Here is a 20,567-nt window from a genome sequence, read left to right as displayed (position 1 = left end):
ATCCGCCGGTGTGACGGGCCTGGCCACGCGGACGGTCCGACGGCGAACGGCGACACGCCCGACGGGACCACGGGACCACGCCGCCGGCGCGGGGCGATCGGCGGCGCTCGGCGCTCGGCGCTCGGCGCTTGGCGCTTGGCGCTCGGCGCTCGGCGCTCGGCAGCACCCAGCCGGCCACGCCACCGACCACCGAGATCACGCACTGCCACGGCCAGCACCACGGCGGCGGCGCAACGGCAGCGGCCGGGCCGCACCGCTGGGGGCGGTACGGCCCGGCCGGACTGCGGATCAGCCCTCGATCAGCCCTCGATCAGCCCTCATTCACTCCACGCATCGCTCCGCCCTTCGCTCCACGCATCACGCCTCGCTCACTCCACGCGGCAGTCCTCGCTCACCCCCATCACTCCGCCCACGGGTCGAGGTAGGCGATCGTCGCCATGTCGACGTTGCTGGTGACGAGGCCGAGGGAGATGGAGCTGCCGCCGGTGACGAACACCCGGCGCGCACCTTCGGCGGTGGAGTCGACCGCCACACCGGCCGCCACGTCCGCGGATCCGGCGGCATCGTACTGGCCGGTCCAGACCTGCTCCCCGGTCGCGGCGTCGTATGCGATCGTCAGGTAGTCCTGGCCCGTACCGGCCGTGTCGCTCTGCCCCGTGACGACGGCGAATCGGCCGTCGGCGGTCAGTGCGACGTCCCAGGCGATGTCCAGGCCGCTGGCGGTCCCGTCGTGCCGCGCGACCCACCTCGGCGAGCCGTCGGCGACGGAGTAGGCGACGGTCGCGTAGTCGCTGCCGGTCCCCTCACCCCACGAGTTCCCGGTCACGACGACGGCCGAGCCGTCCGGCGTGGCGACGACCTTCCGCGGGACGTCGGTGTCACCCCCGCCGCCGTCGTAGCGCTGCGCCCACAGCTCCTCGCCGCTGTCCAGCGAGTACGCCACGGTCGCCCAGTCGGTGCTGGTCGCGCCGCCGTCGTCCGACCCGGACACGACCACGGTGTCGCCCGCGACGACCAGGGTGCCGGCGATGTCGATCCCGTTGTCGGGACCGTTGTGCAGCATCTCCCACCGCTGCGCCCCGGTCGCGGCGTCGTACGCGACGGTCCCCCAGTCGGTGAGGCCGGTCCCCACACCGCGGCTCTGCCCGGTGACGACGACGGACCCGCCGTCGGCACTGACGGCGACGGCGCGCGGGTCGTCCGTCCCACTGGCCGGCCCGTCGTACAGCGAGACCCACTTCTGGGCCCCGCTCCGAGCGTCGTAGGCGATCGTCGCGTAGTCGAGCTCGGTCCCGTCGGAGACGGCCACGGCGGCCATGCCGGTGACGTAGACGGTGTCGCCGGACGGGCTGACGGCCAGGCCGCCCGCTCCGTCGCCGGCGCCCGCGGGCCCGTCGTAGGCGGCCAGCCACAGCTGCGCCCCCGTCGCACCGTCATAGGCGATGGTGACGACGTCAGAGTGGCCGCCCGAACCGGTGGAACTCCCGGTGACGTACACGGTGTCACCGGACGGGCTGACGCCGAAGCCGGCCAGTTCGTCGGCGCCCTGGACCGGCCCGTCGAAGCGGACGGCCCACAGCTCGTCGCCGGTCTCGGGGTCGTACGCCGCGGTCACGTAGTCCGGCCGCAGCGTCCCCGGCAGCGCCGGAAGGCTGTTCCCGGCCACGTACAGACGGTCACCGGACGGTGAGAGCAGGACCTCCTGCCCCTCGTCCTCCCCGGCCCCGAAGGCGCTGGCGGGGCCGTCGTACCGGGCTTCCCAGTCCTCGCCGCCGGCCCGCAGGACGATCGGCGAACGGACGTCGTGCGTGCCGTCGGACCAGGTCAGCCGCCCACCGAGGTAGGCGTTCAGCGGGGGCGACACGACATCGAACGTGACGGTGAACGTCGCGCTGTCGCCGGGCGCGAGGGTCAGCGTGCTCGGCGTGACGGTGACGTCGATCCCGTCCAGGCCGCTCACCGAGGCGGTGTACGTCGAGGCGGTGGCGCCGACGTTCGTCACCGTCCGCGTCACGCTCGCGTGGTTCGACACCCGGCCGATCGCGATCGACGGGCCGTTGAAGTCGCTCGGTTCCAGGGAGAGTCCGGCGGACTCCAGGGAATCGCACGTGTCCTCCTCGACACCGCGGGTGGCGCCGCACAGGAACGCCAGCCAGTCGTCGGCGTCGCTGTCGTAGACCAGGCCGGGGTCGGCCGCGCGGTTCGGCGCGACGTGGCCGGCACCCTGCGCGAAGATCACCGCGGGGTCGGCGCCGTCGCTGTCGAGGACGTCGAACCCGGTGGTCATCAGCGCCGACTTGATCATCATCGGCGACCAGTCCGGGTGCCGGTCCGCCAGTAGCGCGGCCAGCCCGGCGACGTGCGGCGCGGACATCGACGTGCCGCTGGACAGGTCGAAGTCCATCCCGTTGTGCCCGGGCGGCGCGACGGCGGCCAGGATGTCCTGGCCCGGCGCGACGAGGTCGGGTTTGAGCAGGTCGCCGGCCCCGGCGGTCAGCGGCCCACGCGAGGAGAAGTCGGCGACGCGCGGCGCCGGGGTGTCGCTGCTGATCGTGGCCGCGTGAACGGTCACCGTCGCGCCCTCGGTGGCGGCGTAGGCCTTGAGCGCCTCGCGCGAGGTGTCGGCGACGTGCAGCGTCGGCACCGAGTGGAAGTCGGTGTTCAGCGACTCCGCACCGGTGTTGACCAGGATCATCCCGATGCCGCCGGCCTCGGCGACGGCTTTGCTCTTGCTGACGCGCGGGGTGACGCCACGGTCGCAGAGCACGATCTTCCCGGTCACCACCGCCGGATCGAGCACGGCGGTGCCGCCGTTGTCCGCGGCTGACCAGCACTGCGCGACGGCCGCCGGGTCGGCGCCGGCCAGCCCGGCGGCGGCCGCGTCGACCAGCGGCGCGGGCCCGGCCTGCGTCGCCGCGACGGAGGCCCCGGTGTGCGACGTCCCGTCGCCCAGCGTCGCCGAGCCGGACGTCCCGCGGTCGTGCGTGCCGGCCGCGACGGTCGTCACCCAGGGGCTGGGGTGCGCGACGGTGCCCCCGGTGGGGCCGTCGTTGCCGGCGGACGCGGCGACGAACACGCCCGCGTCGGCCGCGTTGAGGAAGGCCAGCTCGACCGGGTCGAGGAAGTCGGTGCTGGTGCCCGACACCGAGTAGTTGATGACGTCGACGCCGTCGGCCACCGCCTGGTCGACCGCCGCCACCAGGTCGGAGTCGTAGCCGCCCGCCGTCGACCCGTCCTCGGTCGACCACAGCGCCTTGTACGCGGCGATGCGGGCGCGCGGCGCGATGCCGCTGATCGACCCGAAGGCCGCGGCCGGACCGGTCGTCGCGACGCCGTGGTTGCCGCCGGCGGTCGACGCGGTGTGCGTGCCGTGCCCGTTGTAGTCGCGCGGCGACACGAACTCCCAGGGCAGCTGCTCGGCGATGCCCTCGTCACCGCCCCAGCCGGCGTTGAAGTGACGGGCCCCGAGCAGCTTGGCGTTGCAGTCGTTCGGCGCCCAGGAATCGTCGGCGGCGCCCTTGCACGCGCCGCGGAAGCCGAACGGCCGGGACGCGTAGGTGCGCCGGCCACGCTCGTCTCGGTCGGTGAAGCTCTTCGCGTCCGGCCAGATCCCGGTGTCGATGACGCCGATGACGACGTCCTCGCCGGCCCCGGGCTCGCGCAGCGACCCGACCGGCCCGCCCAGCTGCTCCCACAGCCCGCCGTCGTCGTCCAGGCCGAGGAACGACGGCGTCGACGACGTGTCGATCTCGCGCTTGCTGTCCTCGGTGACGGCGACGACGTCCGGCCGCGCGGCCAGCTCGGCCGCCTGGTCCGCCGTCAGCTCCGCCGCGAACCCGTCGAACGCGTAGACGAAGTGGTAGAGCGGCTCGTCGACGCCGACCCGCTCCAGCGCGTCGAGGTGCTGTTCCTGCAGGAGGTCCGTGTACTCCACCACCTCGGGCGCCTCGGGGTCGACGTCCTCGCCGGGCTCGGCGCGAGTCGCCGCCAGGTCGCCGACGCCGCCGTCGTAGGTCGCGACCGGGTCCAGCGCCATCTGGACGACGTACGTCTTCGGCTCGGAGCTGTCGCCCGCGGCGGACTCCGCCGCGCCGCCGGTGGGCGCGGCCGCCGCCACGAGCCCGGCCGCGGCGACCATCGCGGCCGCCCGCCGTCCCGTCCACACTGCCCGTCGCTGCATCGGGTCTCCCTCTCGCTGGGTGTGGACGGCACCGTAGCGACGGACCCCGGATCACAACATCCGTGACCTACACTGACAAATGCCCTCATGGCGCCACGGATCCCGGCCACGCGCCCCGTCGGATGGGAGTCGCCGCCATTTCTGACCACGCGGCTGCCGAGGCGCGGCGGACCTGGGGGTCGCCGGTCCTCGTCGGCCGGGACGACGAGTTGGCGCGGGTGCGCGCGGCCGTCACGGCGCCGCCGTCGCGGGTGGTCATCGCCGGCGAGTCCGGCATCGGCAAGAGCCGGCTGGTGCGCGAGCTGATCCGCTCCGACCTGGGCGGACGACGTGTCCTCGTCGGCCACTGCGAGCATCTGCGCGAGCCGTTCCCGCTGGGTCCGCTGCTGGACGCCGTCCGGGAGCACGGCCCCGCCGTCGACCGCGACGCGCTCAGCCCGGTCGCCGGCGCGCTGGCCCCGCTGGTCCCGGAGATCGCCGACCGCCTGCCGGCCCCGCTCCCGCCGCTGGACGACCAGCGGGCCGCCATGCACCGGGTGTTCCGGGCCGCGACGGAGCTGCTCGATCACCTGGGCCCGGCGGTCCTGGTGGTCGAGGACGCACACTGGGCCGACGCCGGCACGATCGACTTCCTGACGTTCCTCGCCGCGCACCAGCCACCGCGGCTGTCCGTCGTCGTGACGGCGCGGACGGAGGCCGGCCCGCCGCCGCTGGGCGAGGCGTTCGCACGGGCGCCGTCCGGGCCGGCGCTCTCGATCGACCTCGCTCCCCTGGGCGTCGACGACGTCGGCGAACTGGCCCGGCGCATCCTCGGCACCGACGTCCCCGCGCCGACGGCCGCCGCGCTGGCCGACAAGACCGGCGGCATCCCGTTCGTCGTCGAGGAGGTGCTGCGCACGCTGCTCGAACGCGAGCCGGCCGACGAGGTGGCCCGGCGCACCGACGCGCTGGCCGGACTCGCCGTCCCGACGGCGCTGCGCGACGTCGTCCGCGAGCGGCTGGCCGCGCTGGACCCCGTCGCGACCGAGGTGCTGTCCGTCGCCGCCGTCGACGGTCTCGCCGTCGACCCGCGGCTGGTCGGCGAGGTCGTCGGACGCGACGGCGCGCAGGTCGCGGCCGCACTGGCGGCGGCCGAGTCGGCCGGGCTGCTGCACGAGCACGACGGGCAGAGCCGGTTCCGGCACGTCCTGGCGCAGCAGATCGTCTACGAGGCGCTGCCCGCGGCAACGCGGCGCTGGCTGCATCGATCGGTCGCCGAGGCGGTCGAGCGGCGCGGCGAGCCGCTGCCGCTGGCCCGCGTCGCGCACCACCACCAGCGCGCCGGCGACACCGCGGCCTTCGTCCACTACGCCGAACTGGCCGCCGACCAGGCCGTCGCCCACGGCGACGACGCCCTCGCCGCGCGCTTCCTGCTCGACGCGACCGCCGTCGGCGACGTGGCGCTGGAGGTGCGGCTGCGGCTGGCCGCCAAGCTCGGCCGGGCCGCCGTCGACGGGCTCGCGCACTCCGAGGCGGTGCCGATCCTGGAGCGGCTGCTGGAGACCCCCGGCCTGCCGGCCGGCAGCCGCGGCGAGCTGCGTTTCGCGCTGGGCAGGGCGCTGCGGCAGCAGGGACGGGCGCGCGACGGATACCTGGAGATCGAGCGGGCGGTCGACGACCTCGAGGACCGGCCGGCGCTGCTGACCCGCGCGCTCGCCGTCCTGGCCGCGCCGGAGACCGTCGTCGGGCGGCACCTGCGCGAGCACACCGCCCGCTACGAGCAGGCCGAACGGGCCGCGCGGCGCAGCGGGCGGCCCGAGGTGCGGCTCGCGGCCCGCATCACGCACGCATCGCTGCTGCTGGAGCAGGGCGACCCGTCCGGCTGGAAACTGGTCGACGACCTCCGCGGCGACGACATCCTGCTCGGCCACCCGCGCGAGCACGCCCGGGCCTGCGTGAACTGGGCCCAGGCCGCGCTGCACATCGGTCACGTCCACCGGGCCGGTGAGCTGCTGGCCGAGGGCCGGCGGGTCGCCGCGGAGGCCGAGTACGTGCGCGTCACCGAGGTCATCGAGCTGGTCGCCGTGTCGGTCGACCACGCCGCCGGGCGGTGGGACGGGCTGGCCGCGCGGGCCCGGGCGCTCGCGCTGGAGCCGTCGCGGTTCGGTGCCGCGGCGCTGGACGGCGAGCTGCTGCACACGGCGATGCTGGCCGCCGGCGGCGACACGGCCGAGGCGGTCGGCCGGCTGCGCGAGCTCGTCGCGACGACGGAGCGGCTCGGGGCGGTGTGGCCGCTGGTGGCGGCGCGGTCGGCGCTGGCGCGGCTGCTCCTGGGGCTGGACGATGTCGCGGGCGGCGTCGCCCAGGCCCGCGCCGCGCTCGAGCCGGCGCGCGAGAAGGGGCACTGGATCTGGGCGGCGCCGGCGGTGGCCGGGCTGGTCGACGGGCACGCGGCCCTGGGGACGACCGCGGAGGTCGCCGGCCTGGTCGACGAGCTGGCGGAGCACGTGGGGCCGGTCGACGCGCCGCTCGCCGAGGCCGCGCTGTACGGGTGTCAGGCGGTACTGGCCCTGGCCGCCGGCGAGCCGGGGCGGGCGGACGCGCTGCAGTCGGCGGCGCGCGCGGTGCTGGCGACGGCGGGGCTGCGCTACGAGGAGCTGCGGGCGACGGAGCGACTCGGCGGCTGGCGGTGCGAGCACGCGCCGGCCGGCGCGGCCGGCCCGGCCGGCGGCGAGCTGCTCGAGCAGGCGCTGCGCGGCTACGGGGACCTCCAGGCCAGCCGCGACATCGCGCGCGTGACCAGCACGATGCGCCGCTACGGCGTCGCCGTCCCGTATCCGTGGCGGGGCGGCCGGCGCTCCGGCGGGCTGGATCTGTCCGCCCGCGAGCACGAGATCGCCGTCCTCGCGGCGCGCGGCCGGACGAACCGGGAGATCGCCACCGACCTGTTCCTGTCGCCGCGGACGGTCGAGAGCCACGTGTCCAGCGTGCTGCGCAAGCTCGGCTGCCGGTCGCGCAGCGAGCTCGCGGCCCGACTCACACCGGAGCTCTGATCGGGAATGATTCGCGCCATCATCCCGTTGCGAGATCCGGGCCGGTAGACATACGGCAACTACCCACCCGGGTGAGGCGGACCGAGGGTGACCCCCGCGCCCACATGCGAGGTTCGACTCCTCGCCCGGCCCCGAGCGACGAGGGCCCGCCGTCCCCGGCAGAACGGGACGACGGGCCCTCGCACTACGTCGGACGGCCTCGGGCCGGGCCTCGGCAGCGCCGGGCTCAGGCCGCTTCGGAGTCCAGCGACACCAGCGCGGCGGCGATGGACGGGTCCATCAGCTCGCTCGTGGTGACGACGGGGACGTCCACCAGCGCGGCCGCCTCGCGCGCGGCCAGCGGCGACGCCGTCACCATGCCTGTCACGGCGGTCACCCGCAGGTGCCACGACCGGAGCAGGTTCACCCCGGACAGTGCGCCGAGCGCGTCGCCGGCCGCGAACAGCACGCCACTCAGCGTCGCGCGGACGGCCGGGTCGGCCAGCAGCCGGGCGGTCTCGACGTGCGCGACGCCGTCGGCGATCTCGATGACCACCATGTCGGGCTCGGCCGCCGCGACAGCGGACAGCAGCCCGAAGTACGTCGCGACCAGGTCGTCCGGCGACACCAGGTGGGTCGACGGGAACCCGGCGTCGGTGAAGTCGAGCACCGGCGCGCCACCGGCGTCGACGAGGTGCCAGCGGTCGTTGCCGGCGCCGGTCCCGGTGACCTTCGCCGCGCCGACCCGCCGGCCGGACCGGGTGACGCCGCGCACGAGCGAGGCGGCCGACGTCGTCTTGCCGGCGTTCATCGAGGTGCCGACGACGGCGACCACGGGCGGGTGGACGGGCGGCGGCACCGGCGCCGGCCGGATCGGCGCGCCGTCGCGCACCGTCAGACCACGTCCGTCGGGCCCGGCCAGCCGGCCGATCGGCACGATGCGCGTCGGCGCGGCGAACCCGGAATAGGCGCCGACGACCCGGCCGGCCATGCCGCCGGCAGCGACCAGGTCGCACGGCCCGAGGTCGTCGGGGACGACGGCCTCGTAGGCGTCGGTGGCGTACCGGGCGCCGTACGCGACCACGATCTCGTCGCCCGCGAACAGCCGCGCCTTGCGCCCGTCGGGGCGCTCGATCCAGTCGTGCGCGCCGATCGACTCGACCCGCGCCAGGATCACGTCGCCGGCCGCCGGGATGGTCGCCGGCGCGAGCATCAGCTCGTCGCCGGACGGCACGAGGTCGATCACGTGCCGGGTGATGTAGGAGGTCTTGGCGGCTCCGAGCCGACGCGGCCAGGGCGCCGCCACCGGGAAGAGCTCCGCCGCTGGAGCCACATGCTCAGCGAAAGAGGTCATGGGAACCTCACTTCGGGGGACGGGCGCAGAGGTGGCACTGACGATGGTGTGACCACCGGGTGTTTCTGCGGCGAGACGTGCCTTGACGACGCAAGAATGCATGAGCGGACGCCTCCCGCGCCAGACCCCGGCACGGACTTTTTTCGCGAAGGTAAATCCGCAGGTAAAACCGGGTAAACGGCGCATACCCGCCACCCCCTTGACCGCTCCGCTGGACGGAACGATCATGGAGGGACAACTGAACACTGGAGTCCCGCTCGGGGCACCGGCACATCGTCTGGTTCCCGAGCGGTCGTACGGCGGCTGTGCGGAACCTCGTAGTAGCGAGAGGACCCAGCATGAGTCGTCAGCACGGACGGAGACACCTCAGCCGGCTACGTCCTAGCCGGTACCTCGCCAAGTTGCGGCTGCAGGCCTACGCCGCTGTCGCGGGCCGTTTCTCGGCCCGGGCTTAGGGTCGCGCACCTCGCGGCTCGAGGAGCTCCGATCTCCGGTTCCACGGAGCAGCTCGTCTCGCGCCTCCGGGCGGCGGACGAGTCTTCCTGGACACGAAGGGTCTGGCTCACGCCGGGCCCTTCGCGCGTGTCGTCGCCTGCCTACTCCTGCGTCTCGGCGTCCTCGCCGCCGGCCGCCTCGCCGCCGGCCGCCTCACCGCCGGCCGCCTCGCCGCCGGCCGCCTCGTCGCCGTCGCCGATGCGGGCCAGCTTCGCCGCCTCGTCCGGACCGGCCTCCAGCAGCACCCGGAAGCCCGCTTCGTCGAGCACCGGCACCTTGAGCTCGACGGCCTTGTCGTGCTTGGACCCGGCGTTCTCGCCCGCGACCACGAACGATGTCTTCTTCGACACCGAGCCCGACGCCTTGCCGCCGCGCGCCAGGATGGCCTCCTTGGCGTCGTCGCGGGAGAACTCCTGCAGCGACCCGGTGACGACGACGGTGAGGCCCTCGAGCGTGCGCGGCGTGGATTCGTCGCGCTCGTCGACCATGCGGACGCCGGCCTCGCGCCACTTGCGGACGATCTCCTGGTGCCAGTCGACGGCGAACCACTCCTTCGCCGACGCGGCGATGGTGGGGCCGACGCCGTCGGTGCCGGCGAGGTCCTCCTCACTCGCCTCGACGATGGCGTCCATGGAGCCCAGCGCGCCGGCCAGCGCCCGCGCCGCCGTGGGTCCGACGTGGCGGATGGACAGCGAGACGAGGACCCGCCAGAGCGGCTGCTGCTTGGCCTTCTCGAGGTTGTCGAGCAGCCGCCGGCCGTTGACCGTCAGCTCGCCGTCGGCATTGGTGAACAGCGGCACCTGCTTGAGTCGCTCGGCGTCGAGCGCGAACACGTCGCCCTCGTCGGCGACGACGCCCGCGTTGATCAGCGCGATGCCGGCTTCCCAGCCCATGGCCTCGATGTCGAATCCGCTGCGGCCGGCCAGGTAGAACAGCCGTTCGCGCAGCTGTGACGGGCAGGACCTGCTGTTCGGGCAGCGGATGTCGACGTCGCCCTCCTTCGAAGGCGACAGCGGGGATCCACATGCCGGGCACTCGGTGGGCATGACGAACTCGCGCTCGCTGCCGTCGCGCAGTTCCGCGACCGGGCCGAGGATCTCGGGGATGACGTCGCCGGCCTTGCGCAGCACGACGGTGTCGCCGATGAGCACGCCCTTGCGCTTGACCTCGGACGCGTTGTGCAGCGTGGCGTTCTCGACCGTCGAGCCCGCCACCTTGACCGGTTCCATGACGCCGTATGGCGTGACCCGGCCGGTGCGCCCGACGTTGACCCGGATGTCGATCAGCTTGGTGGTGACCTCTTCGGGCGGGTACTTGAACGCGATGGCCCACCGCGGCGCCCGCGACGTGGAGCCGAGCTGGCGCTGGAGGTCGACCTGGTCGACCTTGACGACGACGCCGTCGATCTCGAACTCGATGTCGTGGCGGTGCTGGCCGTAGTGGTCGATGAAACCCTGGACGGCCTCGAGGTCGGGGACGACCTGCGGACGGTCGCTGGCCGGCAGGCCCCACGCGCGCAGCGCTTCGTACGCCTCGGACTGGAACCGGATGTCGAAGCCGTCGCGCCGGCCGATGCCGTGGCAGACCAGGATCATGCGGTTGAGGTTGCGGCGGGCCCGCTCGTACTCCTCGAGGACGCGCTCGTACGCGACCTGCGAGCGGCCCTCGTTGCCCGCGGCGTCGGCTTTCGCCTTCGCGGCGTCGAGCTTCTCGCGGCGGCGGTCCATGCGCTGACGCAGCACGCCGGCGCCGGAGTTGCGGGCGTTGGCGAACAGCGGCAGCCCGAGGTCGGCGCGTTCGGCGTTGACCGCCTCGAACTCGGCCGTCGGGAACACTGCCTCGCCGCGGATCTCGACCACGGACGGGACCGGATACTCGTCGGTGCCGCTGAGCCGCGCCGGGATGGCGTCGACGAACTGCGCGTTGTACGTGATGTCCTCGCCGGTGCGGCCGTCGCCGCGGGTGGCGAGCGTGGCCAGCTCGCCGTCGCGATAGACGATGTCGACCGCCAGCCCGTCGACCTTCGGCTCGCACAGGTAGCGCGCTCCGGTGCCGACCTCGCGCTCGACCCGGGCGGCCCACTCGGCGATGTCGTCGGCGGAGAACGCGTTGTCGAGGCTGAGCATGCGGTCGAGATGTTCGACCGGCGGCCACGACGCCTCGACCCCGGCGCCCGGCTCGGCCACCGGCGCCCCCACCTTCTGGGTCGGGGAGTCGGGGGTGCGCAGCGACGTGTACTGGTCCTCGATGCCTTCGAGCTCGCGCATCAGCTGGTCGAACTCGGCGTCGCTGACGGTGGGCGTGGCGAAGTAGTACCGCTGGCGGTGGTCCTCGATCTCCTGGGAGAGCGTGGCGTGGCGCTCGCGCACCTGCGTCGGGACGTCGTTGCTGTCGACTGGCTCGGTCACAGCACAGACGGTAGCGCCCACCACCGACGATGTGCCGGAACCGGCGCCTACGACCCCTCGGCGATGAGGTCGGCGAAAGCGCGCGCCGTCGTCCTGGCGAGCGTGTAGGCGCGCCGCGCCCAGGCGGGGTCGGCGCCGGCCAGGCCGCACGACGGGGTGACGACGGTGCGGGCGGCCATCGCCGCGGGATCCTGGTCGAGGCGGCGCCAGAGCCCGACGATGCGCTGGGCCAGCTCGCGGTCCGTCGGCGGCGTCGACGGGCGCAGCGACGGCACCACGCCGGGCCACACCGCGAGCCCGGCGTCGACCGCCGCGGCCAGCGTGTCCAGCTCCGACGACGGCGCGGAGGCCAGCAGCGCCACGTCCAGCGACACCGCCACCGCACCGGCTGACCGCACGACCTCGACCGGCACCGACGGCGCACAGCAGTGCACGACCACCGGCACGTCGACGGCCGACACCACCGCGCCCACGAGGCCGGAGGCCTCCGCGGTGTCGACCGCGCGGAACCGGCCGAACCCGCTCGCCGTCGGGATCGAGCCGGAGAGGACGGCGGGCAGCGACGGCTCGTCCAGCTGCAGGACGACCGCGGCGCCCGGCACCCGCCGCGAGGCCTCAGCCACGAACCCGGAGATCCCCTCGGCCAGCGACGCCGCCAGGTCGCGCCGCGCCCCGCCGTCGGAGACCAGGGCGCCGCCACGGTTGAGCTCCACCGACGCCGCCAGGGTGAGCGGCCCGGCGACCTGCACCTTCAGCGGCCCCTCGTACCCGTAGGCGGCGATCTCCAGCGCATCGAGGTCGGCGCCGAGGAACGACGCCGCCCGCCGCTCGTCCGCGCCGGGCCGGCCGACCAGCCGCCAGCCGGCCGGCTGCAGGTCGACATGCAGATCGACCAGCAGCGACGCGGCGCGACCGATGAGGTCCGCGCCGGCCCCACGCCCCGGCAGCTCGGGCAGGTGCGGGAAGTCGGGCAACTCGCCGACGACGATGCGCGCGGCCTCGTCGCGATCCTCGAACGGCAGCGAACCGATCCCTGTCGCCGTCGCCGGCGCCCACGCGTAACCGTCCACGAACCAGAACCCTAGATGAGTGAGTCCGAATGGTGGTGAGGACGGCAGGTCGGGAGTCGAGGACGGGACGGACGGGTCCGCCGCACGGGTAGCTGTCGGTCGCGTCGGCGCCACGGCGTGACGATGTGACCCGGCCCTTCGTCGTTGATGACGATTGACAGCGCCATGGACTGCCGTGCCGTGCCCGGGGGCAGGTGATCATGCTCGAGCCGGGTGGGCCGGGGGCTGAGGGGCGGCGATCCCACACCGCTCACCGGACCGGCCGACCGCCACCGACGCGATCAGAACCGCGGAACCACGGAAGAACCCATGTCGCTGGTGGTGGCGCTGGGCCAGCTGACCGTCGCGACGCTGGCCGCATACGGGCTGACGCGGTACCGGTTCCGGTCGAACGGCGCGGTGTTCGGGCTACTCATCGGGACGGCCCTGGTGCCGCAGCAGGCGCTGGTGGTGCCGCACTACCTGCTGGTGTCGCGGCTCGGGCTGCGGATCTTCGAGACCGAGCAGGGCACCGCCTGGGGCCCGCTGCTGGCCGCCGCCACGGTGGTCGCCGCGCCGCTGGTCGTGGCGTACGCGTTCGCCCAGCGCCGGGTGACCGACGCGTTCCTGCGCTCCGGACTGGGATGAGCCCGCTCAGGCGACGGAATCGTCGGAGCGGTCCGGCGCGCGGGCCAGCGCGCGGTCCTGTAGCTCGCGCACCGTGAGGTCGAGCTCCTGAACGGCCCGGACCAGCCGCGCGGCCAGCGGATCACCGTCCAACCATGCAAGGACGACGCGCAACTCCAGGCCCGCTGCGTGCATCCGCCGCAACAGGCTGTCAGGCGTCGCGCCGACGCCACCACCCATGCGCACCCCGCTTCTCGTGGCCCCCGCCACCACCCATGCGCACCCCGCTTCTCGTGGCCCCCGCCACCACGTCACCGAGCCGGACGCGCCCGCCGTCGGGCGCGCCCCCCGCTGGCCGGACCCCCGGTCCGGCCGTGCCCGACGGCGAGCGGCCGGCATGGGTCGACCCGCCCCGCGGTCGTGGCCGAGGCCGGCGACCGCCACGCGGAGAGGTTGGGGTTGCTCGCGTCTGGCCCCGACCACTCCGGCGTGTTGCCGCCGGGGTCCGGGGCGACGTCCAACGTGCTGAACCTGGCACGACATCCCACGTCAGAGCCTTGTTCTGCACATCTCTGCGGACGCTACGCCCCGGATCAGCCGAGGTCAAGGGGGCCTTTTCGGAGCCCTGTTGCCTCAGGCGTGGCCCAGCTGAGTGATCGTCCCGTCGACGACCGCGCCCGCGACCTCGCGCAGCTTGCTGTTGGTGGACCGGGCATGGCCGCGGAGCAGGGCGAACGCGTCGTCGACCGAGATCGCCAGCCGCTCGGCGAGGACCCCCTTGGCCTGTTCGACGAGGATCCGGCTGTCGAGGGCAGACTGCAACTGCCCGACGACGACCTCCTGATGTTTGATGGTGCGCTCGTGCAGGATGCCGATGGTGGCGACGTCGGCCATCGCCTGGCCGAGCGCCAGCGACTCGTCCGCGAGCCGTCCCGTTCGCGTACTGAACAGGTTCATCGCGCCGATGACAGCCTCGCGCAGCCGCATGGGCAGCGCGTGCACGGCGGCGAACCCGGCGTCGCGGGCGGCCGGCGCGAACTGCGGCCAGCGACCGTCGCCGTCGACCGAGAGGTCGTCCAAGGACATCGCGCGGCCGGTGCGGAACGCGTCGAGGCAGGGCCCCTCGGAGTTCTGCAGCTGCGAAAGCTCCAGCAAGCGGGTCTCTTCGGTGGACGCCGCGACGAGGTTGAGCGTGCCGTGGTGGTCGACCAGCACCACCCCGCACGCATCAACGTCGAGCAGCTCCACCACCCGGTCCGCGAGCAGGTCCAGGAAGCCGAGCACGTCGTAGTCGTCGACGAGCGTGTCGGCCAGCTCGACGAAGGTCTCTCGGACTCGACGGTCAGTCGTACTCATGCGCCTCCCTCCGGTTGATCGTGGTCGCTGTTCGGAGGCGCGTCAATCATCCCGTTCCCCGATGTCGTATCGGTCATGCCGCGCCGGTCCGGTGCGAATCTGAGTCGCCGCGCCACGACGTCAGCCGCCACCTCCGCCAAACGCCGATCATGAGCGTAGGCGTAGGCGCGCAACCGCACCAGTGCCTCGCTCACCCCCACCCCTAGCTGCACACTCACCATGCCCGCCGCTTGGTGCACTTCGGCCCGCCGTTCTGGCAGAACTCCGATGCGGGACTGGTCGGTACCGGAACGGACCAATCCGCGCTCGTCGAGCACCACGACGAGCATCGCGTCCGCGAACGCGAGTGCCGTCGCAAGGTCCGCAGCACCGAGATCGCCAGGCTCGCGACGGTACACGTCGAGGATGCCGACGCGCGCGGCGCCGGCCGCCACCGGGAAGGCGAACAACGCCCGCAGGCCCCGTGCCGCCGCGGCGGGCGCGAACACCGGCCACCGGCGCCGGGCGCGCTCGTGGGCGAGGTCGGTCGCCAGCACCATGCCGTCGTCGACGGCCGCGTCCACGCCCGGCCCCTGACCCAGCGTGAACTGCAGCTCTTCCAGCTCCTCGCAGTGCTCGCCGACCGCGACGATCGGCTCGTGGGCACCCGTCGCACCGACCATGGACAGCGCACAGCCCGCCGCGCCGACCTCCTCGGTGCAGGCCTCCAGCACGTGACGGACCAACGGATTCGCACCCTCGGCCCGTGCTCGTTCGATGATCGCCCCCCAGACGCGATCCGTCAGACGTTCAGCGGACAAACGTGCCCGCCGATCCGCACACCACCACCACCACTATGACTCCTCCCCGCCGTCGCGGTCACTCTTACAGGTCGGCCCGCTCCCGCGCCAGTGCCTATCGACCCTGTATGCCATCGCGCCGCCAGCATCCTGCCGCCTGGCTACGCTGTCGGTCATGGCCGAGGCGACCACGCCGCACGAGGGCGAGCAGCACCACCACGGCAAACTGGCTGGCCGGCTCAACTGGCTGCGCGCCGGCATCCTCGGCGCCAACGACGGCATCATCTCCACCGCGGGCATCGTGGTGGGCGTCGCCGGCGCCACGACGGACCGCAACTGGCTGCTGCTGACCGGCGTGGCCGGCCTCGTCGCGGGCGCCTTCTCGATGGCCGGCGGCGAGTACACCTCCGTCAGCGCCCAGCGCGACACCGAGCGGGCGGCGCTCGCGCGGGAGCGGTGGGAGCTGGAGCACCTGGCCGACGAGGAACTCGCCGAGCTCACCCTCATCTACGAGCAGAAGGGTCTCTCCCGCCCGCTGGCCGAGCAGGTCGCGCGCGAGCTGACCGCCGAGGACGCGCTGGCGGCGCACGCCGAGGCCGAGCTCGGCATCGACGCCGACGAACAGACCAACCCGTGGTCGGCCGCGTTCTCGTCGTTCGTCTCGTTCGCGCTGGGCGCGACACTGCCGCTGCTGGCCATCGTCCTGCCGCCGACCAGTGCGCGGGTGCCCGTCACGATGGTGACCGTGGTGCTCGCCCTCGCACTGACCGGATATCTCGGAGCCCGGCTGGGCGGCGGACGGCGCTCGCGGGCGGCGATGCGCGCGGTGTTCGTCGGGCTGCTCACGATGGCGGTCACGTACGTCGTCGGCTCGGCGGTCGGGGTGGGCGTGTCGTAGCCGCGTAACGGGCCTTGACGCCGGAACGAACGGTCGTGCTATTTTGTCTGAGTGACGAAGGGCGCCGACACCCGGCAGGCCATCCTCCGCAAGGGAGTCGAGACGGCCTACCGCGTCGGCCTGGGCGGGCTGACCATCGGACACCTCGCCACCGCCACCGGCATGTCCAAGAGCGGGCTGTTCGCACACTTCCGCTCCAAGGAACTGCTGCAGATGGAGGTCCTGCGCGAGGCGCGGACCGAGTTCATCGACACCGTCATCCGGCCGGCCCTGCTGGCGCAGCGCGGCGAGCCACGGGTCCGCGAGCTGTTCGAACGCTGGGTCGAGTGCGGCCGCACCCGCATGCCCGGCGGCTGCCTGTTCGTCAAGGCCTCCACTGAGCTGGACGAACAGGACGGGCCGGTGCGCGACCAGCTGGTCCGCGACCACCTCGACCTCTACGACTCGTGCGCCCGGATGTTCGCCACCGGCATCGCCGAGGGCCACTTCCGCGACGACGCCGATCCGCTGCAGTTCGCCGCCGACCTCGACGGCATCATGCTCGGCTTCTACCACGCCCATCGGCTGCTCGAGGACGAACAGTCGGAGGCGAGGGCGCGTCACGCGTTCGACCGGCTGATCGCCGACGCCCGCGTCGCCCCGGCCACCACCTAGGATCCGCACCCTCCCGAAGGGACCGTCATGACCGTCACCTCGCCGCAAAATCGCACGATCGTTCGTGCTGGAGCAAAGCTCCGAGCGCTCCGGGTCGCGTTCCGCACGCTCGACCGCGTCGCACCGGGCGTCGGCGCCCGCTGGGCCGCCGGGCTGTGGTGCACGCTGCCGAACACCGGCGGCCGGCAGCGCGACGAGCGGCCGCGGCCGGGCGAGCGCAGCACACTGACCCTCCCCGACGGACGGGTCGTCGCGGTGGAGAGCTGGGGGTTCGGCCCGCCGGTCTACCTGATGCACGGCTGGGGCGGCTGGCGCGGTCAGCTGGGCGCGTTCGTCCAGCCGCTGGTCGACGCCGGCCGGCGCGTGGTCGCCCTCGACGCGCCGAGTCACGGCGAGTCCGGGCCGGGCCAACTCGGCCGCGGACGCGCCACCGGCGTCGAGTTCGCCGAGGCGCTGGCCGCCGCGGTGGGCAAGCACGGCAAGCCGAGCGCCGTCGTCGCGCACTCGCTCGGCGGGGCGGCCACCGCGGTCGCGGTGCTGGACGGGCTGCCTGCGGCGAGGCTGGTGCTGGTCGCGCCGAGCACGACGCTCAGCGACGGCCTGGCCGCGTTCCAGCGGACGGTCGGATTCGGCGAGCGCACGCGCACCCGCATGCTGGCGCTGCTGGAGCGCAAGGCCGGCCGGCCGCTGGCCGACTTCGACGTCACCGGGCTTGCCCAGCGCGCGGAGCTGCCGCCCACGCTCGTCGTGCACGACCGCAGGGACAAGGAGGTCCCGTACGACGACGGCGCCGCGCTGGCCGCCACCTGGCCGGAGGCCGAACTGGTCAGCACCGACGGACTCGGGCATCAGCGGATCCTCCGCGACCCCGGCGTGATCGGCATGGTCGTCGAGTACGTCACGCGCTGAGCCCCACGCCGAGCCGGACGAGCAGATCGCGGACCCGCTGCTCGGTCTCGTCGCGGATCATGCGGACGGTGTCGAGGTCTCGGCCGCTCGGGTCGGGCAGGTCCCAGTGCTCGTGCTGGTGGCCGGGCAACCGCGGCGTCCGCACGTCGTCGATGGTGGGGATACGGGCGCCCGCGGCGAAGTGCTCCTCACTGGAGTGCACGAAGATCTCGACGGTCTCGCTGCCGATGCCGGTGAACTCCCGTCCGAGGCGCTCGGCCGCGGCGCGCAGGGCGAGGTCGTGCTCGATCTCGAGGGCCGGCTCGCCGGGTCCGGCGACAGGGCTCTCGGGGACGGCACTCTCGGGGACGGGACCGGGAGACGACGGCAGGCTCATGCGCCGTTTCGTACCCGGGCCGGCGAGATCGAATCAGGCGCGGACGGCCGACCGGGTCGCGTCGATGGTGGCCGAGCCGATGACCCGGGTGCCGTCGTAGAGCACGATCGCCTGCCCCGGCGCGACGCCCTCCTGCGACGCTGCGAACGTGACCTCGACGCCGGCCGGACCCACCGCCGCCACGGCGTCGACCGGGGTTCCGTGCGCCCGGAACTGCGCCAGGCAGCGCAGCTCCGCACCCGCCGCGGGCGGCGCGCCGCACCAGCGCGGCGCCACCCCCGTGAGGGCGTCGACGGCGAGGGCCTCACGCGGGCCGACGGTCACCCGGCGGTCGACCGGCGAGATGTCGAGGACGTAGCGCGGCTTGCCGTCGGCGGCCGGCGTGCCGATGCGCAGTCCCTTGCGCTGCCCGATGGTGAACCCGTAGGTCCCCTCGTGCGTGCCGACGACGGCGCCGGCGTCGTCGACGACCTCGCCCGGCGCGTCGCCGAGGTGGTCGCGCAGGAAGCCGGCGGTGTCGCCGTCGGCGATGAAGCAGATGTCGTGGCTGTCGGGCTTGCGGGCGACGGCCAGCCCGCGGCCCTCCGCCTCGTCGCGCACCTCGGCCTTGACGGTGTCGCCGAGCGGGAAGATCGCGTGCTCGAGCTGCGCCGCGGTCAGCACGCCGAGCACGTAGGACTGGTCCTTCTCCGGGTCGGCGGCGCGGTGCAGCTCGCGGCCGCCCGGCCCGTCGACGACGCGCGCGTAGTGCCCGGTGCCGACGGCGTCGAAGCCCAGCGCGAGCGCGCGATCCAGGACCGCCGCGAACTTGATCTTCTCGTTGCAGCGCAGGCACGGGTTCGGCGTGCGGCCGGCGGCGTACTCGGCGACGAAGTCGTCGACGACGTCGGCGCGGAACCGCTCGGCGAGGTCCCACACGTAGAACGGGATGCCCAGCACGTCGGCGGCCCGGCGGGCGTCGCGGGAGTCCTCGATCGTGCAGCAGCCGCGGGCGCCGGTGCGGAACGACTGCGGGTTCGCCGACAGCGCGAGGTGCACGCCGGTGACGTCGTGGCCGGCCTCGACCAGCCGGGCCGCGGCCACCGCCGAGTCGACTCCCCCGGACATCGCGGCGAGGACACGCATGGTCAGTTCTCCCTGGTCGAGCTGGTCGAGACGTTGATGATGCCGGCGGCGCGGGCCCGCTCGACAGCCGGGCCGATGGCCGCGACCAGCGCGTCGACGTCGCCGGCCGTCGACGTCGAGCCGAGCGAGAACCGCAGGGAGCCGCGAGCCCGCTCGCGCGGCGCGCCCATGGCCAGCAGCACATGCGACGGCTCCGGGACGCCGGCCGTGCAGGCGCTGCCGGTGGAGCAGTCGATGCCGGCGGCGTCGAGCAGGAGCAGCAGCGCGTCGCCCTCGCAGCCGGGGAAGGAGAAGTGCGCGATGCCGGGCAGCGTGCACTCGGGATCACCGTTCAGCACCGCGTCGGGCACCGCGCCGAGCACGCCCGCGACCAGCCGCTCGCGCAGCGCCGTCAGCTCGGCGGCCCGCCCGGGCACGTCCTCGAGCGTCGCGCGCAGCGCCGCGGCCAGCCCGGCGACGTTGGGGGCGTCGAGCGTTCCGGACCGGACGTCGCGCTCCTGGCCGCCGCCGTGCAGCACGGGGACGACGTCGGTCTCGCGCCGCAGCAGCAGGGCGCCGGCACCGACCGGGCCGCCCGCCTTGTGCCCGGAGACCGTCATGGCGTCCAGCCGGGAGTCACCGAAGTGCACCGGCAGCACGCCGACGGCCTGCACCGCGTCGGAGTGGACCGGGATGCCGAACTCGTGCCCGACGGCGACGACCTCGCCGATCGGCTGGACCGTGCCGACCTCGTTGTTCGCCCACATGACGGTGATCAGCGCGACCGACTTGGGATCGTCCTGGACGACCCGGCGCAGCGCGTCGACGTCCAGCCGGCCGGCGGCGTCGACCGGCAGCCACTCGACCTTGGCGCCCTGCTCGGCGGTCAGCCAGTCGACGGAGTCGAGGACGGCGTGGTGCTCGACGGCGGAGGCGAGGATGCGGACGCGGCGCGGGTCGGCGGCGCGGCGAGCCCAGTACAGGCCCTTGACCGCGAGGTTGTCGGCCTCGGTGCCGCCGGAGGTGAACACGACCTCGCTGGGCCGCGCGCCGAGCGAGGCGGCGACGGACTCGCGTGCCTCCTCGACCAGCTTGCGGGCCCGGCGGCCGGACGCGTGCAACGACGAGGGGTTGCCGAGGGTAGCCATGGTCGCGGCGACGACATCGATGACTGCGGGGAGCACGGGAGTCGTCGCCGCGTGATCGAGATAGACGCGGCGCTCGGGCATGTCCTCACCAGTTTACGGCGAACGGCGGCCGGCCCGCGCGTCGCGAGCCGGCCGCCGTCGTGGCGCCGGGGTCAGCTCTTGCGTTTCTGGATCTCGGTGGTGGCTTGTGGGAGGACGGTGTGGAGGTCGCCGACGACG

The 20,567-nt window shown here is 74.0% G+C and carries 15 protein-coding genes; 5 read left to right on the top strand and 10 right to left on the bottom strand.

Features of this window, described 5'->3' with window-relative positions:
- Positions 1–400: 400 nt before the first annotated feature.
- The gene (locus DZA62_RS34140; protein WP_116953448.1) at positions 401–4,180 is read right to left on the bottom strand and encodes a S8 family serine peptidase; all 3,780 of its coding nucleotides are present in this window, start codon (positions 4,178–4,180) and stop codon (positions 401–403) included.
- A gap of 122 nt (positions 4,181–4,302) precedes the next feature.
- On the opposite strand from DZA62_RS34140, the gene DZA62_RS34135 reads away from it, so the two are divergent.
- Positions 4,303–7,212: a helix-turn-helix transcriptional regulator gene (locus tag DZA62_RS34135; RefSeq protein WP_116953447.1), complete on the top strand. Its 2,910-nt coding sequence runs from the start codon at positions 4,303–4,305 to the stop codon at positions 7,210–7,212.
- Positions 7,213–7,438: 226 nt separating this feature from the next.
- Here the strand turns inward: DZA62_RS34135 and DZA62_RS34130 are convergent, their stop codons facing one another.
- The 3 genes from DZA62_RS34130 to DZA62_RS34120 form a co-directional block, all read right to left on the bottom strand.
- Positions 7,439–8,545: a DUF1611 domain-containing protein gene (locus DZA62_RS34130; RefSeq protein WP_157988096.1), complete on the bottom strand. Its 1,107-nt coding sequence runs from the start codon at positions 8,543–8,545 to the stop codon at positions 7,439–7,441.
- A gap of 596 nt (positions 8,546–9,141) precedes the next feature.
- Entirely contained in the window at positions 9,142–11,448 is a 2,307-nt protein-coding gene (gene ligA / locus DZA62_RS34125) for an NAD-dependent DNA ligase LigA (protein WP_198664504.1), read from the bottom strand.
- A 47-nt stretch (positions 11,449–11,495) separates the two neighbouring features.
- Entirely contained in the window at positions 11,496–12,518 is a 1,023-nt protein-coding gene (locus DZA62_RS34120; RefSeq protein WP_116953444.1) for a methionine synthase, read from the bottom strand.
- 309 nt (positions 12,519–12,827) lie between these two features.
- Between DZA62_RS34120 and DZA62_RS34115 the strand changes: the two genes are divergently transcribed.
- Positions 12,828–13,145: an ABC transporter permease family protein gene (locus DZA62_RS34115; RefSeq protein WP_116953443.1), complete on the top strand. Its 318-nt coding sequence runs from the start codon at positions 12,828–12,830 to the stop codon at positions 13,143–13,145.
- A 6-nt stretch (positions 13,146–13,151) separates the two neighbouring features.
- Here DZA62_RS34115 and DZA62_RS34110 read toward each other — a convergent pair whose 3' ends face one another.
- From DZA62_RS34110 to DZA62_RS34100, 3 genes are all read right to left on the bottom strand, one after another.
- Complete coding sequence (locus DZA62_RS34110) at positions 13,152–13,364, bottom strand: hypothetical protein (protein WP_157988095.1); 213 nt, start codon at positions 13,362–13,364, stop codon at positions 13,152–13,154.
- A gap of 393 nt (positions 13,365–13,757) precedes the next feature.
- Positions 13,758–14,480, bottom strand: a complete 723-nt coding sequence (locus DZA62_RS34105; RefSeq protein ID WP_116953441.1) for an ANTAR domain-containing protein — start codon at positions 14,478–14,480, stop codon at positions 13,758–13,760.
- Positions 14,477–15,280 (bottom strand): GAF and ANTAR domain-containing protein, encoded by an 804-nt coding sequence (locus tag DZA62_RS34100; RefSeq protein ID WP_116953440.1) that lies wholly within the window; start codon positions 15,278–15,280, stop codon positions 14,477–14,479. Before DZA62_RS34100 ends, DZA62_RS34105 begins: the two co-directional genes overlap by 4 nt.
- A gap of 154 nt (positions 15,281–15,434) precedes the next feature.
- Here DZA62_RS34100 and DZA62_RS34095 point away from each other — a divergent pair, with 154 nt between their 5' ends.
- The 3 genes from DZA62_RS34095 to DZA62_RS34085 are packed head-to-tail and all read left to right on the top strand — an operon-like array spanning position 15,435 to position 17,720.
- Positions 15,435–16,157, top strand: a complete 723-nt coding sequence (locus tag DZA62_RS34095; protein ID WP_116953439.1) for a VIT1/CCC1 transporter family protein — start codon at positions 15,435–15,437, stop codon at positions 16,155–16,157.
- Between the two features lie 51 nt (positions 16,158–16,208).
- Positions 16,209–16,811: a TetR/AcrR family transcriptional regulator gene (locus tag DZA62_RS34090; protein WP_116953438.1), complete on the top strand. Its 603-nt coding sequence runs from the start codon at positions 16,209–16,211 to the stop codon at positions 16,809–16,811.
- Positions 16,812–16,838: 27 nt separating this feature from the next.
- Positions 16,839–17,720: an alpha/beta fold hydrolase gene (locus DZA62_RS34085; RefSeq protein ID WP_116953437.1), complete on the top strand. Its 882-nt coding sequence runs from the start codon at positions 16,839–16,841 to the stop codon at positions 17,718–17,720.
- On the opposite strand, the gene DZA62_RS34080 is transcribed toward DZA62_RS34085, so the two are convergent.
- Genes DZA62_RS34080 through DZA62_RS34070 form a run of 3 tightly spaced genes read right to left on the bottom strand, consistent with a single transcriptional unit; the run spans position 17,710 to position 20,429 of the window.
- Positions 17,710–18,096, bottom strand: coding sequence for a hypothetical protein (locus tag DZA62_RS34080; RefSeq protein ID WP_198664503.1), 387 nt, complete (start codon positions 18,094–18,096; stop codon positions 17,710–17,712). The two genes, DZA62_RS34085 and DZA62_RS34080, sit on opposite strands and share 11 nt — an antisense overlap.
- Positions 18,097–18,129: 33 nt before the next feature.
- Complete coding sequence (gene mnmA / locus DZA62_RS34075) at positions 18,130–19,221, bottom strand: tRNA 2-thiouridine(34) synthase MnmA (RefSeq protein WP_116953436.1); 1,092 nt, start codon at positions 19,219–19,221, stop codon at positions 18,130–18,132.
- Positions 19,222–19,223: 2 nt separating this feature from the next.
- A complete protein-coding gene (locus tag DZA62_RS34070) occupies positions 19,224–20,429 on the bottom strand; it encodes a cysteine desulfurase family protein (protein ID WP_116953435.1) in 1,206 nt (401 codons plus the stop codon).
- Between the last annotated feature and the right edge of the window lie 138 nt (positions 20,430–20,567).

The organism is Jiangella endophytica, from assembly GCF_003427025.1.
Lineage (GTDB): Bacteria > Actinomycetota > Actinomycetes > Jiangellales > Jiangellaceae > Jiangella > Jiangella endophytica.
Note: the sequence above shows the minus strand (reverse complement) of the source record. Positions and strands in the feature narration are given on the sequence as shown.

Bases quoted from the DNA above. Each gene is read 5' to 3' on its own strand.
- DZA62_RS34140 (WP_116953448.1), bottom strand. From the start codon at position 4,180: ATGCAGCGACGGGCAGTGTGGACGGGACGGCGGGCGGCCGCGATGGTC.
- DZA62_RS34135 (WP_116953447.1), top strand. From the start codon at position 4,303: ATGGGAGTCGCCGCCATTTCTGACCACGCGGCTGCCGAGGCGCGGCGG.
- DZA62_RS34130 (WP_157988096.1), bottom strand. From the start codon at position 8,545: ATGACCTCTTTCGCTGAGCATGTGGCTCCAGCGGCGGAGCTCTTCCCG.
- DZA62_RS34115 (WP_116953443.1), top strand. From the start codon at position 12,828: ATGTCGCTGGTGGTGGCGCTGGGCCAGCTGACCGTCGCGACGCTGGCC.
- DZA62_RS34110 (WP_157988095.1), bottom strand. From the start codon at position 13,364: ATGGGTGGTGGCGTCGGCGCGACGCCTGACAGCCTGTTGCGGCGGATG.
- DZA62_RS34105 (WP_116953441.1), bottom strand. From the start codon at position 14,480: ATGAGTACGACTGACCGTCGAGTCCGAGAGACCTTCGTCGAGCTGGCC.
- DZA62_RS34095 (WP_116953439.1), top strand. From the start codon at position 15,435: ATGGCCGAGGCGACCACGCCGCACGAGGGCGAGCAGCACCACCACGGC.
- DZA62_RS34085 (WP_116953437.1), top strand. From the start codon at position 16,839: ATGACCGTCACCTCGCCGCAAAATCGCACGATCGTTCGTGCTGGAGCA.
- DZA62_RS34080 (WP_198664503.1), bottom strand. From the start codon at position 18,096: ATGAGCCTGCCGTCGTCTCCCGGTCCCGTCCCCGAGAGTGCCGTCCCC.
- mnmA (WP_116953436.1), bottom strand. From the start codon at position 19,221: ATGCGTGTCCTCGCCGCGATGTCCGGGGGAGTCGACTCGGCGGTGGCC.
- DZA62_RS34070 (WP_116953435.1), bottom strand. From the start codon at position 20,429: ATGCCCGAGCGCCGCGTCTATCTCGATCACGCGGCGACGACTCCCGTG.